This window comes from Pseudomonas sp. GW531-T4 (assembly GCF_017349615.1).
GTDB classification, from domain to species: domain Bacteria; phylum Pseudomonadota; class Gammaproteobacteria; order Pseudomonadales; family Pseudomonadaceae; genus Aquipseudomonas; species Aquipseudomonas chlororaphis_I.
Genome location: NZ_JACMZT010000028.1, coordinates 20,452 through 37,957, shown reverse-complemented (window position 1 = coordinate 37,957; position 17,506 = coordinate 20,452). Strand labels below are relative to the sequence as shown.

At 62.8% G+C, this 17,506-nt stretch carries 16 protein-coding genes and 1 riboswitch; of the genes, 6 read left to right on the top strand and 10 right to left on the bottom strand.

What is annotated here, in order from left to right; translation table 11 throughout:
• Window positions 1-156: 156 nt before the first annotated feature.
• Window positions 157-261, bottom strand: a riboswitch (TPP riboswitch).
• Window positions 262-457: 196 nt separating this feature from the next.
• On the top strand, window positions 458-1,897 hold the full coding sequence (locus J4D28_RS20905; RefSeq protein ID WP_028683744.1) for a TolC family outer membrane protein: 1,440 nt from the start codon (window positions 458-460) through the stop codon (window positions 1,895-1,897).
• A gap of 107 nt (window positions 1,898-2,004) precedes the next feature.
• Here J4D28_RS20905 and waaA read toward each other — a convergent pair whose 3' ends face one another.
• Both waaA and J4D28_RS20895 read right to left on the bottom strand, forming a co-directional pair.
• Window positions 2,005-3,276, bottom strand: a complete 1,272-nt coding sequence (gene waaA, locus J4D28_RS20900; RefSeq protein ID WP_009046668.1) for a lipid IV(A) 3-deoxy-D-manno-octulosonic acid transferase — start codon at window positions 3,274-3,276, stop codon at window positions 2,005-2,007.
• A gap of 23 nt (window positions 3,277-3,299) precedes the next feature.
• A complete protein-coding gene (locus J4D28_RS20895) occupies window positions 3,300-4,184 on the bottom strand; it encodes a LysR family transcriptional regulator (RefSeq protein ID WP_162096366.1) in 885 nt (294 codons plus the stop codon).
• Window positions 4,185-4,293: 109 nt separating this feature from the next.
• Here J4D28_RS20895 and J4D28_RS20890 point away from each other — a divergent pair, with 109 nt between their 5' ends.
• The 4 genes from J4D28_RS20890 to J4D28_RS20875 all read left to right on the top strand — a co-directional run bounded on the left by J4D28_RS20890 (window position 4,294) and on the right by J4D28_RS20875 (window position 7,734).
• Window positions 4,294-4,626, top strand: coding sequence for a multidrug efflux SMR transporter (locus J4D28_RS20890; RefSeq protein ID WP_007921448.1), 333 nt, complete (start codon window positions 4,294-4,296; stop codon window positions 4,624-4,626).
• A 110-nt stretch (window positions 4,627-4,736) separates the two neighbouring features.
• Window positions 4,737-5,912 carry an FAD-binding oxidoreductase gene (locus J4D28_RS20885; protein WP_028683745.1) on the top strand — a complete coding sequence of 392 codons (1,176 nt, stop codon included), beginning with the start codon at window positions 4,737-4,739 and terminating at the stop codon, window positions 5,910-5,912.
• Window positions 5,909-6,721: an aldo/keto reductase gene (locus tag J4D28_RS20880; RefSeq protein WP_103330890.1), complete on the top strand. Its 813-nt coding sequence runs from the start codon at window positions 5,909-5,911 to the stop codon at window positions 6,719-6,721. Before J4D28_RS20885 ends, J4D28_RS20880 begins: the two co-directional genes overlap by 4 nt.
• A 41-nt stretch (window positions 6,722-6,762) precedes the next feature.
• On the top strand, window positions 6,763-7,734 hold the full coding sequence (locus J4D28_RS20875; protein ID WP_009046664.1) for a hypothetical protein: 972 nt from the start codon (window positions 6,763-6,765) through the stop codon (window positions 7,732-7,734).
• Window positions 7,735-7,788: 54 nt separating this feature from the next.
• On the opposite strand, the gene hldE is transcribed toward J4D28_RS20875, so the two are convergent.
• From hldE to J4D28_RS20850, 5 genes are all read right to left on the bottom strand, one after another.
• Window positions 7,789-9,213: a bifunctional D-glycero-beta-D-manno-heptose-7-phosphate kinase/D-glycero-beta-D-manno-heptose 1-phosphate adenylyltransferase HldE gene (gene hldE, locus J4D28_RS20870; protein WP_009046663.1), complete on the bottom strand. Its 1,425-nt coding sequence runs from the start codon at window positions 9,211-9,213 to the stop codon at window positions 7,789-7,791.
• 102 nt (window positions 9,214-9,315) lie between these two features.
• Window positions 9,316-9,927, bottom strand: a complete 612-nt coding sequence (gene cysC, locus J4D28_RS20865; protein ID WP_101281710.1) for an adenylyl-sulfate kinase — start codon at window positions 9,925-9,927, stop codon at window positions 9,316-9,318.
• Complete coding sequence (locus tag J4D28_RS20860; protein WP_103330892.1) at window positions 9,920-10,624, bottom strand: sulfotransferase family 2 domain-containing protein; 705 nt, start codon at window positions 10,622-10,624, stop codon at window positions 9,920-9,922. The genes cysC and J4D28_RS20860 overlap by 8 nt, the downstream gene beginning before the upstream one ends.
• Window positions 10,625-10,811: 187 nt before the next feature.
• Window positions 10,812-12,620: a lipid A export permease/ATP-binding protein MsbA gene (gene msbA, locus J4D28_RS20855; RefSeq protein ID WP_016704490.1), complete on the bottom strand. Its 1,809-nt coding sequence runs from the start codon at window positions 12,618-12,620 to the stop codon at window positions 10,812-10,814.
• Window positions 12,621-12,635: 15 nt separating this feature from the next.
• Complete coding sequence (locus J4D28_RS20850) at window positions 12,636-13,808, bottom strand: O-antigen ligase (protein ID WP_009046659.1); 1,173 nt, start codon at window positions 13,806-13,808, stop codon at window positions 12,636-12,638.
• Window positions 13,809-13,915: 107 nt separating this feature from the next.
• Here J4D28_RS20850 and J4D28_RS20845 point away from each other — a divergent pair, with 107 nt between their 5' ends.
• On the top strand, window positions 13,916-14,521 hold the full coding sequence (locus J4D28_RS20845) for a hypothetical protein (RefSeq protein ID WP_009046658.1): 606 nt from the start codon (window positions 13,916-13,918) through the stop codon (window positions 14,519-14,521).
• Here J4D28_RS20845 and J4D28_RS20840 read toward each other — a convergent pair.
• From J4D28_RS20840 to J4D28_RS20830, 3 genes are read right to left on the bottom strand one after another with little or no spacing between them, the layout of a single operon-like run.
• Window positions 14,507-15,610: a glycosyltransferase gene (locus J4D28_RS20840; protein ID WP_103330893.1), complete on the bottom strand. Its 1,104-nt coding sequence runs from the start codon at window positions 15,608-15,610 to the stop codon at window positions 14,507-14,509. The two genes, J4D28_RS20845 and J4D28_RS20840, sit on opposite strands and share 15 nt — an antisense overlap.
• 48 nt (window positions 15,611-15,658) lie before the next feature.
• A complete protein-coding gene (locus tag J4D28_RS20835; RefSeq protein WP_009046656.1) occupies window positions 15,659-16,420 on the bottom strand; it encodes a hypothetical protein in 762 nt (253 codons plus the stop codon).
• Between the two features lie 54 nt (window positions 16,421-16,474).
• Window positions 16,475-17,431, bottom strand: coding sequence for a glycosyltransferase (locus J4D28_RS20830; protein WP_038630439.1), 957 nt, complete (start codon window positions 17,429-17,431; stop codon window positions 16,475-16,477).
• Window positions 17,432-17,506: the final 75 nt, after the last annotated feature.

Below are 17,506 nucleotides of genomic sequence, written 5' to 3'. Positions count from 1 at the left end.
ATCCAGGCAGTGGATTTTTGTCGGAGCGAACCTGTAACGAACGGACGCAGCCATAGCTGGAGCCAGGGGCGAAAACCAGCTGGTGCAGTGCTTGGTGCTCGAGGGGTGTTCGATTGTCGAACAACATCCCGGACGAAGCACAAGAGGACTCGCCGGGTGACGAGAAATCTTGTTCCCTACGCAGGCGCTAACCTGATCAGGTTCAACGGGATCCGGATTATCCGATCTCAGCCTCATAGCAAGGCACCCCGACAAGAACCCGGCCAGTCTAGACAAAGCCGGCACAGAACGCCAACACCACGGCAAGCAGCGTGATGAATGGCGTAAATGCAGGATTGTTGCCCTGCGCAGGCGCATCTACACTCGGTGGGTTGCGTCGAACCTTGACGCTGCACAGGCCGAGACTTAGCCTTGGCGCCAGAATTATCCTCGTAATATCAACTCTAGGGATCGCCGAATGCTGCGCAAACTCTCACTGGCCATCGCCGTGTCTTGTGCGTCCAATGGAATGGCCTGGGCAGCAGAAGCGCCCTTGACCACTAAAACCGACCTGGTCAGCGTCTACCAGGAAGCCGTGGACAACAACGCCGACCTCGCCGCCGCCCGCGCCGATTACGACGCACGCAAAGAAGTGGTGCCACAGGCTCGCGCCGGTTTGCTGCCCAACCTCTCGGCCGGTGCCGACCTGAACAACACCCGGACCAAGTTCGACGAACCCTCGATGACCGCCACCCGCAGCGGCACCGTGTACCAGGCGACCCTGGCCCAGCCGATTTTCCGCGCCGACCGCTGGTTCCAGCTGCAAGCGGCCAAGGACGTCAACGAGCAAGCCGCGCTGGAGCTCTCGGCCACCGAACAGAACCTGATCCTGCAAAGCGCTGAGAGTTATTTCTCGGTGCTGCGCGCCCAGGACAACCTGGCCTCGACCAAGGCCGAGGAAGCCGCCTTCAAGCGTCAGTTGGACCAGTCCAACGAGCGTTTCGACGTCGGCCTGTCGGACAAGACCGACGTCCTGCAATCCCAGGCCAGCTACGACACCGCGCGGGCCAACCGGATCCTCGCCCAGCGCCAGGTGGATGACGCGTTCGAAGCCCTGATCACCCTGACCAACCGTCAGTACAACTCGATCCAGGGCATCGTCCACAGCCTACCGGTGCTGGCGCCGACCCCGAATGACGCCAAGGCCTGGGTCGATACCGCGGCCAAGCAGAACCTCAACCTGCTGGCCAGCAACTACGCGGTCAGCGCCGCCGAGGAAACCCTCAAGCAGCGCAAGGCCGGCCACGCCCCGACCCTCGACGCGGTGGCGCAGTACAAGAAAGGCGACAACGACGCCCTCGGCTTCAGCAACCCGGCCCCACTGGGCCAGCGTTACGGCAGTGACGTCGAACAACGCAGCATCGGCCTGCAACTGAGCATTCCGATCTACAGCGGCGGCCTGACCAGCTCCCAGGTCCGCGAGTCCTACTCGCGCCTGAACCAGAGCGAACAGCGCCGTGAGGCCCTGCGCCGCCAGGTGGTGGAGAACACCCGCAACCTGCACCGCGCGGTGAACACCGATGTCGAGCAGGTCCAGGCCCGGCGCCAGTCGATCATCTCCAACCAGAGCGCCGTGGAAGCCACGGAAATCGGTTATCAGGTCGGTACGCGCAATATCGTCGACGTGCTCGATGCCCAGCGCCAGCTGTACACCTCGGTGCGCAACTACAACAACAGCCGCTACGACTACATCCTCGACAACCTGCGCCTCAAGCAAGCCGCCGGCACCCTCAACCCGGGCGACCTGCAGGACCTGTCGCGCTACCTGAAAGCCGACTACAACCCGGACCGCGACTTCCTGCCGCCGGACCTGGCCAAGGCCGCGGCGGAACAGCTCAAGGCCCGGCCGGGTCAATAAGCCTGTAGCCTCATAGCTGTAGGGCAAACAAAAAAGCCACCGCCATTCAATTGAATGGCGGTGGCTTTTTTACGACCGTTCCGGTCGATCGCAGCCTGCGGCAGCGGCTACAGCAAACGGCCCAGGCCGTCGAGCAGGCGCTGCAGGGCGCCCTGATTGCTGCGCATCACCCGCAGCCCGGCATCGGCCATCTTCTGCGCATCCCGGGGCAACTCGAACAGGCGCTGCACCGCCACCGCCAGGCCATGGGCATCGTCCACTTCCTGCAGGGCGCCCGCCTCGCGCAGCATTGTCGCGATCTCCAGGAAGTTGAACAGGTGCGGCCCGCTCAGCACCGGCTTGGCCAGGGCCGCCGGCTCCAGCAGGTTGTGGCCGCCATTGGGCACCAGGCTGCCGCCGACAAAAGCGCTGTCCGCCAGGGCATAGAGAAACAGCAGCTCACCCATGGTGTCGCCCAGCAGTACCGAGGTGCTGGCGCTGACCGGCTCGGCGCTGGAGCGGCGAATAGTCGCGAAGCCCTGCTGCCGGCATAGCTCGAACACCGAATTGAACCGCTCCGGATGACGCGGCACCAGGATCAGCAAGGCATCCGGGTGGCTGGCCAGCAGTTGGCGATGGGCATCCAGCACCACGGCGTCTTCGCCTTCATGGGTACTGGCGGCGATCCACACCGGGCGTTCGCTGGCTTGCCATTGCTGGCGCAGCTCGCTGGCGCGCTCCAGCAGTTGCGGGTCGATGCTCAGGTCGAATTTGATCGAACCCGTCACCTCGACTGTTTCCGGCCGCGCCCCCAGCTGGCGAAAACGCTCGGCCTCGGCTTCGGTCTGCACCGCGAACAGGCTCATTTGCGCGAGCATCGGCGCGGTCAGTTTGTTGAATCGGCCATAACCTCGGGCCGAACGCTCCGACAACCGCCCGTTGGCCAGCGCCACGGGAATCCCGCGCTTGGCGCACTGGTGAATGTGATTGGGCCACAACTCGGTTTCCATGATCACCGCCAGCTTCGGCCGGACCCGATCGAGAAAACGCGCGGCGGCGCAAGGCAGGTCGTAAGGCAGGTAGCAGTGCTGGATGCGTGGCTCGTTGGCGAACAGCGCCTGGATACGCTCCGAACCGGTGGGGGTCATGCAGGTGACCGTGATCGGCAGCTGTGGATAACGCGCCAGCAAGGCACGGATCATCGGCGCGGCGGCAATGCTTTCGCCCACCGACACCGCGTGCACCCAGATCCCGCCCGGCTGCATCGCCGGCAGCCCCCAGGAAAAACGTTCGCCAACCCGCCTGGCATAAGCCGGCGCCTTGCGCGCCCGCAGCCACAGACGAATCGCCACCAATGGCAGCCCCAGGTAAAACAGCGCGGTGTAGAGAGTTCTATTCATGGCGGCGGAGTTTATCGGCTTTTTCAGCCAATCGCCCGCAAGTGCACGGCAAAACGCTCCGCCAGCCAATGCGCCGCCGGCCCCAAGGGTTCATCGCGACGCCAGACCAGTTCCACCACCAGCGCCGGCGGGGTCCACTCGCTGGCCAACTCGACCATCTGGTTCTGGTAGGCCGGGTACTGCACCACATGCCTTGGCAGCCAGGCCCAGCCCAGGCCGCGCATCAGCAATTCGGCCATCGCATAGAAGCTGTCGGCGCGCCAGACTTGCGGGCTGAGCTGCTCGCCACTGGGGTAAGTGCTCAACTGCGGGGAAATCAGCAACTGCCGATGACGCCCCAGTTGCTGACGATCCACCTGTTTCTCGCCGGCCAGCGGATGCCCGACCGCGCACACCGTGACCATCTCGACGCTGCCCAGGGCCCGCCGTTCGAGGGCCTCGGACATCTGTTCATGGTGGAACAGCAAACCGAGGTCGGCCCGACGCTCCAGCAGTTTGCGCGCCACGTCACCCTGGGCGCTGCTGGCCAGCTGGACCTCAAGACTGGGGAAGCGCTCGGACAACGCCTCAAGGCTATCGAGCACCGGCTGGAAAGGCATCGCCTCGTCCAACGCCAGCCGCAAGCGCGCCTCCTCCCCCCGCATCAACGCCAGCGCCCGTCCGTTCAAGCGTTCGCACTGGCGCAGCACTTCCCGCGCCTCCGCGAGCAAGGCACGCCCCGCCTCGGTGAGTTTGGGCTGGCGACCGCTGCTGCGCTCGAACAAGAGCACGCCGAGATCGGCCTCGAGCAGCGCAATCGCGCTGCTGACCGCCGATTGCGCCTTGTGTTGGTCACGGGCCACCGCGGAAAACGAACGCTGCTCGGCGACGCTGACGAACAGCCGCATCTGCTCCAGATTCCACTGCACATTCATGAGCCAACCCATCTTCAAAACAGATAGGTAATGACTTTACCCCATCTGCACAATCTCTAGAATGCCGACCTCATCAAGCAAGCCCAAACACGAGGACTCTCCCATGAACGCTTACACCTACCTGGCCATCGCCATCTGCGCCGAAGTGATCGCCACTGTTTCGATGAAAGCGGTCAAAGGCCTGAGCACTCCCCTGCCGCTGCTGCTGATCATCGTCGGTTACGGCGTGGCCTTCTGGATGCTGACCCTGGTGGTGCGCACCGTGCCGGTGGGCGTGGCTTACGCAGTCTGGGCCGGCATGGGCATTGTCATGGTCAGCGTGGCTGCGCTGTTTCTCTACGGGCAGAAGCTGGATATCCCGGCGATGCTCGGCATGGCCCTGATCGTCCTGGGCGTGGTGGTGATCCAGCTGTTTTCGAAGACTGCCGGGCATTAAAAAAAGCAGCGGCAAGCGGCAAGCTTCAAGCGGCAAGAGAGCGTCATGCTTGCAGCTTGAAGCTTGAGGCTTGAAACTTGCGCCTTCGATTTGTTCTCCGAGGTCGCTGCATGCCATCCGTTATTTCCACCGACGTGCTGATTGTCGGCGCCGGAGTCGCCGGCCTCTGGCTGAACGCCCGCCTGCGTCGCCAGGGCTTTTCCACTGTGCTGGTGGAGAGCGCCAGCCTCGGCGGCGGACAAAGCGTCAAGTCTCAGGGAATCATTCACGGCGGCGCCAAATACGCCCTGCACGGTGCCCTGACCGGCGCCTCGGAAGCCATCGCCGACATGCCGCGCCGCTGGCGCGAGGCCCTGGCCGGCAACGGCGAGCTGGACCTGTCCGGCGTGCGCCTGCTGTCCGAAGCCCACTATCTGTGGTCCCCCGGCACCCTGGCCGGCAACCTCACCAGCTTTTTCGCCAGCAAGGCGGTGCGTGGCCGCGTCGATCAGGTCAAGGGCGACCAGTTGCCGCCGGCCCTGCAGGACCGTCGTTTCAAGGGCAAGGTCTATCGCCTGGCCGAGCTGGTGGTGGACGTGCCGAGCCTGATCGGGCGCCTGGCCGAACTGGGCGGCGATAGCCTGCTGGCCGGGCAGAAGATCGAACCGGTGTTGGAGAACGGGCAATTGCTGGGCCTGCGGGTCGACGAGCGGGAAATCCGCGCGCAACGCATCGTCCTCAGCGCCGGCGCCGGCAATGCCGAGCTGCTGAGCAGCCTCGGCCTGAGCCAGCCGGCCATGCAACGCCGGCCGCTGCACATGGTGATCGTCAAGGGCCCGAGCCTGAAACCGCTGTACGCCCACTGCCTGGGCGGCGGGCCAAAACCGCGCATCACCGTGACCACCCACCCGGCGGCCGACGGCCAATGGGTCTGGTACCTCGGCGGCGATATCGCCGAAGCCGAAGGCGTTGCGCGCGAGCCCGCGGCGCAGATTGCCGCTGCCCAGAAAGAACTTGGCAACCTGTTGCCATGGGTCGACCTCAGCCAGGCGCAATGGGCCACCCTGCGAGTGGATCGGGCCGAACCCGCACAATCGGGCCTGACTCGCCCGGACAACGCCTTCCTCGCCGAGCAGGACCGCCTGCTGGTCGGCTGGCCGACCAAGCTGGCCCTGGCCCCGGATTTCGCCGACCGGGTGTTCGCCGCCCTCGAGCGCGACGGCATCAAGCCAGGCCCCGCAACCCCGTTGCCGGAGCTGCCGAAACCCGCCATCGCCCAACCGGCCTGGGAGCAACTGCTGCCATGAGCCAAGCGACCCTGCACGACCTGCATCGCCCCTTCGGCAACACCGGGCTGCTGGTCTCCCCACTGGGCCTGGGCACCGTGAAACTCGGGCGCGACCAAGGGGTGAAATACCCCAGCGGCTTCCAGATTCCGGATGACAGCGAAGCCCGCATGCTGCTCAATCTGACCCGCGACCTGGGCATCAACCTGATCGATACCGCGCCAGCCTATGGCCGTAGCGAAGAACGCCTGGGCCCGCTGTTGCGCGGGCAACGCCAGGACTGGGTGATTGTCAGCAAGGTCGGCGAAGAGTTCGAAAACGGCCTGTCGCGCCACGACTTCAGTGCCGCGCATACCCGCCTGTCGGTGGAGCGCAGCCTGCAGCGTCTGGAAACCGACTTCATCGACCTGGTGCTGGTGCATTCCGACGGCAATGATCTGCACATCCTCGAGCAGTGCGAGGTGTATCAGACGCTGGCCGAGCTCAAGCAGGAAGGCAAGATCCGTGGCTTCGGCTTCTCCGGGAAAACCGTCGAAGGGGGCCTCAAGGCCCTGGAACAAGGCGACTGCGCCATGGTCACCTACAATCTGAACGAACAGAACGAGAGAGCCGTCATCGATTACGCCGCCGCCCACGGCAAGGGCATTCTGGTGAAAAAAGCCCTAGCCAGTGGCCATGTGTGCCTGAGCCCGGGGGTCGACCCGGTTCGCGCCAGCTTCGAACTGCTGTTCGATCAACCGGGCGTCGCCAGTGCTATTGTCGGGACCATCAATCCGCTGCACCTGGCCCATAATGTCGCCACTGTCGCGCAGGTGTTGCGCAAAAACTGATGCCGCCCACGCGGCCGACCCCGACGCAAGAAGGAGCCGACATGCCGCGTACGCTCATAAGAAAGAACCCCAGCAACTTCAAGACCCTGCCGCTGTTCGTCGAAGCGACGCCCGAAGGCCTCAGCTACCAGAGCGTCGGCATGCCGCTAAACTTTGCGCAGACCCTGCAGCGGCGGCGTCCGGTCACGGTGGCCGACGCCGAACGCTTCGCCCTGGAGCTGGCCAACCTCGGCGTCTCGGTCCGCCTGACCCTGCATTGGCAGAACCGCGACTATTGGGTGCTGGTCCGCCAGCGCCGACAGGACCGCGGCGATGTGGTGCTCAAGCTGATTTCCGGCTACGTCCCGGCCCATGAACTGAATCTGCCGCTGCATACCGCCATCCAGGAAATCGCCGAGGAATGCCTGCTGGAAACCCCGGAAGGCTGGCTCAGCGGACGCTTCAACGATACCTGGCTGCCAGCGCCCTACTCGGCGGCCCTGCATTATCGCGAAGCCCTGCCCTTTCGCCTGACGCCGCTGTCGGGCGCGGCACGCCCGGTACGTTGCGCCAACCTGCATCTGCTGGAACGGCCGCGAGCTTATGTGCATCTGCCCACCGCGTCGCTGCAGCTGATTTATGACCTGCGCCTGGACGTGCCGAAAGAAGCCAAGTCCCTGAGCCTGTTCCATGTCGACGAACGCCTGGAGGGCGATCAACTGGTGGCGCGCCTGGATCGCAAGCGCCCGGACCTGTACCTGATGCCGCTCAAGGACGGGCAGCCGTGCGCCGAGCTCTATACGTTGAAGAAGGATCAGTTGCACCCGGCGAGTACCCGCGGCCTGTACCTGGCCGAAAGCTTCGCCCAGCAGCAGGGCTGGCTGGTGCGTGACGAGCGGATTCGCTGGAAAGACTGGCTGAAGCAGCAGGGATTGAGCGCGCCGGAGAAGGACTCCAAGCTCCAGCGCCTTACCGGCAAGGCACGGCAGATATTGCGCAAGATCGTCCCGGCCAAGGCCAGCCGGCAACGTTGATTGCCAATCCGCCCACTCCAACTTTCGCAGGAGTCGGCGGGTTGGTAGCAAGCCTTATTCGGTCTTGCGGATCTTCTCGACTATGGCCGTGGTGGAACTGTTCTCCACCAGCCCCAGCACCTTCACCGTGCCGCCATAAGCCTTGACGATATCGGCGCCGACCACCTGGTCGACCGAGTAATCCCCGCCTTTGACCAGCACATCCGGCTTGACCTGGGCCAGCAGGTTTTCCGGCGTGCCCTCGGGAAAGCTGATGACCCAATCCACCGCGCCCAGGCCGGCCAGTACCGCCATGCGCCGGTCGACGCTGTTGATCGGACGGCCAGGGCCTTTCAGGCGGCTGACCGAGGCATCGTCGTTGATCGCCACGATCAGGCGATCGCCTTGGGCCCGCGCCTGTTCGAGGTAGGTCACATGCCCGGCATGGAGGATATCGAAGCAGCCGTTGGTGAAGACGATCTTCTCTTTGTGCGCACGCGCATCGTCGATCGCCAGCAGCAGCTGGTCGAGGCTCAGCACACCACGCTCGGAACCTTCTTCACGCTGGATCGCGCGACGCAGTTCCGGTGCGCTGATGGCCGCGGTACCCAGCTTGCCGACCACGATGCCGGCAGCCAGGTTGGCCAGGGCCACCGCGTGCGGCAGCTCTTCGCCCGCCGCGATTGCCGCCGCCAGGGTGGAAATCACCGTATCGCCGGCACCGGTCACATCGAACACTTCACGGGCCCGGGCTGGCAGGTGCAGCGCCGGGTGATCGGGACGCAGCAGGGTCATGCCGTGCTCGCCTCGGGTCACCAGCAAGGCACCCAGCTCCAGGTCGTGCATCAGCTTCGCGCCTTTGCTGACCAGGTCGTGCTCGTCGACGCAACCGCCGACTATGGTTTCGAACTCGCTGAGGTTCGGGGTGATCAGGCTGGCGCCGCGGTAAATCGAAAAGTCCTTGCCTTTCGGGTCCGCCAATACCGGGATGCCACGGGCACGCGCGGCCTGGATCAACGCCTGATGGTTCTTCAGGGCACCCTTGCCGTAGTCGGACAACACCAGCACCTTGATGCCGTCCAGCAACTGGTCGACTTCAGCGCCCAATGCCAGGGCGTCGGTGGCGAAAGGTTCTTCGAAATCGATACGCAGCAATTGCTGGTGCCGACTCATGACCCGCAGCTTGACGATGGTCGGCTGATGGGCAATGCGCTGGAACAAGGCGCGGACGCCCGCCCCTTCAAGACTGTTGGAGAGACTGTCGGCAGCCTCGTCGTCACCGGTGACGCCGACCAGCGAGGCCGGTGCGCCGAGCGCGGCAATGTTCAAGGCAACGTTCGCGGCACCGCCCGGGCGGTCCTCGATTTGCTCGACCTTGACCACCGGTACCGGCGCCTCAGGGGAAATCCGTGAGGTACCACCATGCCAGTAACGGTCGAGCATGACATCGCCGACCACCAAGACAGGGGCTTGATCGAATCGCGGCATGGACAACTTCATGGAGCAACCCACATACAAAATGAACAGGGGCGCGATATTAACACAGGGTGAACGCTGCCTAGTTCTACCGCTGCACGAGTATTCGCGATCGCCGCAAACTGTTCATTTATTGAGCAAAAGCGCCATGAGCCGGTCTGTCGCACAGGCCAGCCCGACCGTTTCGGTATCGATCTCGCAGTCGGGATAAAGCGGCGCTTCGTAGGGGCTGTCGAGCCCGGTGAAGTCCTGGATACGCCCTTCACTCGCCGCCTGATACAGGCCCTTGGGGTCGCGTTGGGCACAGACAGCGAAGGATGTACTCACGTACACCTCGAGAAATTCGTCTGCCGCGAACAAGGCCCGGGCAGCGGCGCGCTCCGCGCGAAACGGTGAAATTGCCGAGACGATCACGATCAGCCCCGCCTCCACCATCAACCTCGCCACCTCGGCCAGGCGCCGGATGTTTTCCTTGCGTGCCTCGGCGCCCATGCCCAGGTCACGACACAGGCCGCCACGCACGTTATCGCCATCAAGGACAAAGGCGTGCAGGCCCTGCCCGTTCAGGCGCAGTTCCAGCAGGTTGGCCAGGGTCGACTTGCCGGCGCCGGACAAACCGGTCAGCCAGATGCAACACGGATGCTGCTGCTTGAGCGCCGCCCGCTCGGCAGCGGTCAGGGACAGGCTGCAGGGGCGGATATCCGGTCGCGGGCAATGTGCCGGCAGGGGTTCATTCATAGCCGAGCATCTCGTAGTCGCGCTGGTAGGCTCGACGCACCAGCCGCCGGGTGCGCACCGAGCAGAAGTCCCGGACAGGCTTCTGGTGCCGTTGCCACGATTCATTGAGGTGCGGCAGGGATCTGCTCCCCCCCAGGTGCTCGCTGAGCAACTGATAGTCGCGCTGCAGGTGTTCCTGATAACCGATGAAGTCCATATTCAGGCGCCCCATGGAATCCACCAGGAAGTCGGTCTGCGGGGCGAAGTGCAGTTGCTTGTGGATATTTTCCGGGTGCAGCCAGCGTCCGACAAAATCGTCGAAATCACGATAGTGGCTGACCAGCCGCTGGGCGGCCTGGTCGCGGCGACTGAGTTCGTTGCCACGCAGGAAGGCATAGGCCGAGTAGGCTCGTTCCAGGGGATCGCGGACCACGGCGAACTTGAAGCTGCCGGCGAACTGCTGGGGAAACTGTTGCTCGTACCAGTACAGAGGCAGGTGGCCTGGCGTCCAGCCGTCGAACAATGCCGAACACAGGCTGCTCCCCGCGCACTTGGGCACATGGATGAACACACAACCGTGCTGGCGGAACGGCTCTGGAAAACGGACGTTGGCGGACATGGCCTTGTTCACCACCTGCCGGTCCACCACAGACAGGCGCCCAAGCAAGAAGGCCCGTTGCGACTTGGGCAATAACTTCCACAGATAACGTTGCAGCATTCCAGTACCCGCGCGACGGGGTTGGCCCCCTCGATTCAGTCGACGATTGAGGCTGGAACCATAACAAGCACGAGACGCGGAATTATTTAGGCTTGGTCAAGACTGTAAGGGGCGGGATACAAAGACCGGCCGGCGCATTGCACGCCGGGGTCGTTCCAGGATGGGCAGTGCCCACCCTGAAGCTCGGTCAGGCAATGCCTTCGGACGCAGGCTCGTCCAGGCCCATGGCATGCAGGCGCGAGTAGTAGCCGTTCTGCGCCAGCAGGTCGACATGGGTGCCGCGCTCGACGATCCGCCCCTGGTCCATGACCAGAATCAGGTCGGCCTTCTCGATGGTCGACAGGCGGTGTGCGATCACCAGGGTGGTGCGCCCCTTCATCACCTTGTCCAGGGCCGCCTGGATATGCCGCTCGGACTCGGTATCCAGGGCCGAGGTGGCTTCGTCGAGAATCAGCAACGGCGCATTTTTCAACAGGGCCCGGGCAATTGCCAGACGCTGGCGCTGACCGCCGGAGAGCAGCACGCCGTTCTCGCCGACCTGGGTGTCCAGGCCTTCGGGCAGCTGCGAAATGAAATCCATGGCATAGGCATCCGCCGCCGCCTTCTCGATATCTTCCCGCGGCGCCCCGGCCAGATCGCCATAAGCAATGTTGGCGGCCACGCTGTCGTTGAACAGGGTCACATGCTGGGTCACCTGGGCCACATGCCGGCGCAGGTTGCGCAGACGGTAATCCTCGATCTCCACGTCATCGAGGAGAATCTGCCCCGTTTCGTGGTGATAGAAGCGCGGAATCAGGCTGGCCAGGGTCGACTTGCCGCTGCCGGAGCGGCCGACCAGCGCGATCATCTGCCCGGGAGCCGCGGAGAAACTGATGTCCTTCAGCACTTCACGGTCGGTGCCCGGATAGGTGAAGCTCAGGTTGCGCACGTCCAGGCGACCCTCGATGCGCTCACGCTCGACCTGGCCCCGATCGACCTCAGGCTCGACGTCCAGCTGTTCGAAGATGCTTTCCGCGCCCGCCACGCCTTTCTGGATGGTCGAACTGACTTCCGAGAGCTGGCGAATCGGCTTGGGCAGCAGGCCCGCCGCGGTGATGTAGGCCACCAGGTCGCCCGCGGTGGCATCGCCACGCAGGAACAGCACCAGGAACATCAGCACCGCCATGGCGGAGTAGATCACCAACTGCAGCATCGGCGTGTAGACCGCACCGGTCTTGGTCATGCGCAGCTGCTTGTCGGTGTTGCTCTGGCTGGCGTCGACGAAACGCTGCTGCTCGTAGCTTTCGCCACCGAAGCTGCGAACCACGCGATAGCCTTGAATGGTCTCGGAGGCCACGTGGGTCACATCGCCCATCGCCACCTGGATCTTCTTGCTCTGCTTGCGGAATTTCTTGCTGGTGCTGCCGACCATGACCGCAATCAACGGCAGGATCGCCAGCATCACCAGGGTCAGCTTCCAGTTCATCCACAACAGGTAGACGAACAGGAACACCACCGTCAGGCCTTCACGAATCACCACCTTGATGGCGTCGGTGGCGGCACCGGTGACCATGGTGACGTTAAAGGTGATGCGGGAAATCAGATGCCCGGAGTTGTGGGTGTCGAAATAGCGGTTCGGCAGGACCAGCAGCTTGTTGAACAGCTCGACCCGCAGGTCATGCACCAACCCCAGGGAAACCTTCGCCAGGTAGTAGTTGCCGAGGAAGGAGCCGAGCCCCTGCCAGGCCGCGATCAGGATGATCAGCAGCGGTACCGCCATCAATAGCTGCAAGTCGCGCAGATAGGGAACGTTGGGGAAGAGCACCGCTTCGGGATTGCTCAAGCCGTCGACGAAATATTTGAGAATGCCCGCCAGCATCGGCTGGGTGGAGGCAAATATCACGAAGCCCACGATACTCAGCAGGAAAATGCCAATGTAGGGTTTTACATACCCCAACAGCCGAAAATAGATTTTCAGGCTGGAGTCCTGTTCCGCTTTACGCGGTGCGTCACTCATCGTCGAGCTCACTGTTTAGGAGGAACGCGGGATTTTATCACAGCCTGTGTGACTGCCCCGCGCCCAGACCAAAACAGTAGCCAGACCGATCGGCAGCCAACTGATGAACCATTCGGCGCGAGGGGTTCCGGTCAGGCTGGCGGCATCGAACTGCATGGCCAGGAAGGAGAACAGCCAGATGCCGATGACGCCCCGGCCATAGAGCGTTTCACGGGCGCGCCAGGCTTCGCGCAGCGCTGCAAACCAGGCCACGACCCAGAGCAAGAGCCCAGGAATCCCCAGTTCGATGGCAATGTGGCTGAACAGGTTATGGGCATGATCGAAAGCCTGCCCTTCGGCATGCACGCTATAGCCTGAACCCAGGCCGAGGCCTGTCCATGGATGTTCGGCGATCATCTGCAGGCTGGCCATCAGGATCTGCGGGCGAAAGGAAACGCCACGCGCCAGGACCAAAGGCTCGAGAAACCAGAACGCCGACATTGCCAGCAACAATGCTGCCGCCGCGAAAATTCGGCTGAGTCGGTCACGGCACCAGATCGGCATCGCCAGCACGGTCAGGAACAGGGCCAGGGCAGCACCGCGGCTCTGGCAGAGCACGACAAACCCACCGAGCACCGCCAACGCCACCAGCCACACTGCTTGAAGGGCGCGAGTACGCGGCACCCAGTGCAGCAGCCAGATGGCGGCCAGGCCGATGACATAACCACCCAGGATCGGATGCGCCAGCTCACCCAATCCCACAAGGCGTGCCCACCAGACATTTCCGTTGATCCAGTAGAACTGGATGATGGCCATCAGCGCCGTCACCGCCAGCCCCAGTCCGCCCCACTGCATGACGCGAATCACCCGCTCAGTCCGGGCATTGGCGAAAACCGGGAAGAACAGCAGGAACACTACGATGTACAGCAGGCGCTTGGCCTCACGCGATGGGTCCGCCGCCTGCGTCCATAGCAGGCTGACCAGCCCCCATACCGCCAACCCCAGCAACGCCAGGCCAAGCCAGCGTTGGGCATGCCACCATTCAACCAGGCGTTGACGCGCGGGCCAGGCCAGAATCATCGCCGGCAACCACAAAAAGGCCACCAGCCCCTGTTGGTAGAGCTTGTTGGTGGGCGCCAGTGCGATGGCCAGCAAAAACCATAGCAACCCGATTGTCATCCATACTTGCGCCCAACGTGTGGCCTGCATCTACTCGCTCCTAAATGGTTCACCAACCAACCCGGCATGGTTAAAACAGCAACTTTTCGGCATCATTGCCCGCCACTGTGCCCGCCACTTCGACAAGGCTTCCTACGATGCAATGCTCCCGGCTTCCCCAAGCCACTTTGAATCAGATGATTGAAGGCGCCAGAATTCTGGAGGCCGACAGTTACGGCCCGAAAGTCTACCTGCTGCAGGATGGGAATATTCTGAAACTGTTTCGGCGCAAGCGTCTTTTTTCATCCGCCCTGTTTCGGCCCTATTCGAGGCGCTTCATCGACAACGCCGCGCGCCTGGAACAACTCGGCGTTCCCACGCTGCAGGTTCTGGACTTCTACCGCCTGGAACAACCCGGCATGACCGCGGTGCTCTACCGACCGCTGCCAGGCGAAACCCTGCGTCAGGTCGCCAGCAAGGAAGGCTTCGACTGGCAACAGACCTTGCCGGCCCTGGTCGAGCTGATTCGCAGCCTGCACAACTCGGGGATCTACTTTCGCTCGCTGCACCTGGGCAACATCGTCATCACCCCGGATAACCGCTTCGGCCTGATCGATGTGGCCGACATGCGTTTTTTCCGCGGACCATTGCCGCGCCATCTGGTCAAACGCAACCTGCAACATTTCGCCCGTTATATTGCCCGGGAGAAGCTGAACGGGAGCTTTCCGATACAAGCGCTGGAACAGGCCCTACTTTCGGCATGACAACAGGGAGGTAGCGGCCTGGCTGAAGCGCTGCCAGGCCAGGTCGGGGGCCAGAGCAGCGTACTGATCCGCCGCGATGCTCTGGACGGGCAGGCCGAGGGCCTGAAAAATGGCCTCCTGCCAGGCGTCGATATCATTCACCGGCGCATAACGCCCGGTTTCAGCCAACTGCTCACGGAACACTGGCAAATCGCTGGTCAATACCGGCACACCGGACATCACTGCTTCCTGCAGGATCAACCCCAGGCCCTCGTCCAGCGACGGGATGGCCACCCAGTCGAATGCCTTGTAAAGCATCGCCGCATGCTTCAGATGTCCAGGCAGCGAAACCCTGTCCTGCAGGCCCAGCTGGTTGATGCGGGCCTCGAGCGCTGTGCGATTCGAGCCCTCGCCGATAATCACCAGACGCATCTCCGGCCGGCTCGCCAAGGCCTTGGCGAAAGCCTCCAGCAGGCAAGCAAAACCTTTATCGTCCACCAGACGGCCGACCGCGCCGAATACCGGAACATCGTCCACGGGCAGGCCGAGGGTGGCCCGGGCCTCGGCACGCGGCAGCAGCCTTGCATTGAACTCCTGCGGGTCGAACGCGCTGCGCAAGGCCGTCACTGGCATCTGCAAATCGTATTCGAGGGAAGACGCCAGGGTCTGCGAAACGGCCGCGAGCGTCAGCTGCGAGGCGGGGAACTGCCGGAACAGCTGCTGATCCTTGCGGTGCAAGCGCGTGGAGCCGTGGATCACCACCACCGCACGCATGTGCGGCAATGACTTGAGGACCGGCAACAAGGTACGCGCCACCCCCAGGCCATCGAGCAACAGCACCTGGGCATCAGTCTCCTGCAGAGCCTTGCGAAAGCGGGCCCGCAGCCAGGGTTTGAGCAAGCGCCAGAAATGCTTGCCCTTCAGGCGCACCGACGACAGGTTCCACTCCCAGCATTCCCCCACTTCGGCAACGCATCCGGTGGACGAGCCTTGCAGCAGCCAGGTCTTGACCACAGTGCCTGGCTCGGCCTGAGAGAGGATCTGCTGGTGAACCTTGTGAACGGAGGCAAATGCACTGCCGCCTGCCCACATGACGTTGAGAATGCTCATTGGGCACATAGCCCTTTCGCGGTATTCGGAAAAGTGAAACCGGTAGAACTAATTGATAAACCAGCCAATACCGACTCCAACCAACAGGACTAAAACAAGCTTGATTTGCTCGCGACGACTGCGCCGAGCCTTACGCTGCCGCTCGGCGGCAGTCTCCACATGCAGACCGAAGCCTGTATGCAGCACCGCGTCGCCTTCCAGGCTGACAGCCGTCAGGTTCAGCTCAGCATAGCGCTTGGACAGCGCTTTCTCGCCTCCGTGCCCGGCGAAAGGCGCGCACAGTCGATACTCTGCCATCCGGCGCAAGCCCGGGTTCAGGGAGAAACTCTGCCACTCGGGTTTATCGGAGATCAGCGGATAACAAGGCACACCACCGATCAACTCGCGGGCGCCCAAGTGGATGTAGGGACTATGGACTCGCAGGTCGTGGGCATAACTGCGCAACCAGACCTGCAGGATGTCCGGGCGCTGTTCGAGAATCGCTTTCGAATCCTCGACAAAACCCGGGCGATAGAACTCCCAATCGTCTTCGCAATGGAAGATATAGGGGGTCTTGACCTGCTCGTAGGCCAGGTCGATCGACGCCAATTGCCCGAGCTTCGGCCGGTTGACGAAGAAGGTACAGTGATCTTTCCAATGGGCGGGCACCGCCGTGCGCACCCGCTCGTCGCCAGCATCTTCGGTGATGAAGACTTCGCGGATCGGCGCGCTGTTGAAGCGATCGAAACTCTCCAGCGTGAGCTTGAGCAGGTCCAGACGACCGCAACTGGTGACCACCAGGGTGATGTCACTCTCTTGACTAAACTGCACTTGATTCTCACCTACGACAAAGTGCGATCACTATTAAGGGCTCAGTGATCGCTGTCAAACACCCAGCTTCGAGCGTACGCGCTCGATAAGGCTCAAGGGTGCACGAGGCCGCAATGCGGGCTGGAGTTCCTCGACAATACGCTGCCCGATACGGGCGAAGCTGAACTGAGAGACCGCCAGATCGCGGCCGTTTCGCGCGATGCTCTGCGCCAGGGCCGGATCGGCGCGCAGCATGGCGAGTTTTTCCTGCAATTGCGGGATGTTCTGATAAAAGACCACGTTGTGCAGGTCCTGCAAGCCCAGCGCGCGGTTTTCCGCCTCGCCCTGGTCGAATGCCAGCAACACACAGCCACAGGCCATGGCCTCGAAATTCTTGATCATGTATTCGCCCATGCCGACGTCGGCACTGACGAAAAAGCGGATACGGTTGAGGGTGTCGCAATACTCTTCGCCCGACTTGGTCCGCGTCACCACCAGGGGCTCGACCTGACCAAGTTCGTCGAGCAGCGCCTTGCGCCCGCTGTAGGCCACGCTGTTGGTGCTGCCGACGAATGCCAGTTCGATATCCCGCTCGCGGCCCTGATCCTGCAGCAGGGTCTGGTCGTAGCCCTTGGGCACGAATACCGCGTCGAAACCTTCCTGGCGCAAGCGCTCGCTGACCATGAACCCCGAGCTGATCACCCGTGCCCACGGCAGGCGGCGGTAGTGCGCGCTGAACTTGCCGGTGTACTTGCAAGGGATGTAGTTCTGGTAGGCGTCGTGCTCGAGGATCACCAGATTGGGAATGCTGCGGATGAAACTCGCCTGGCGGATTTCCTGCTTGAAACGCAGGAAGAACACGATACGGTCGTAGCGCGATACTTCCACCTCACGGCGGAAATAGCCACGCAGGTTGCGCTGCTCGTCGCTGCTCAACCACCGCAGGTCGCATTCGCAATGAGCGGCAACGCCTTCGTACAGGCGGTCCAGAATGGCCCGCTGTTCTTTCTGCACCAGAAATAGAACCTTCATCATCTTCCTTGCAGCCGTGAGCAACCGGACAAAAGAGCGAAACTACCCTGGCCGACAGGCAAAAGGGTGTCATGC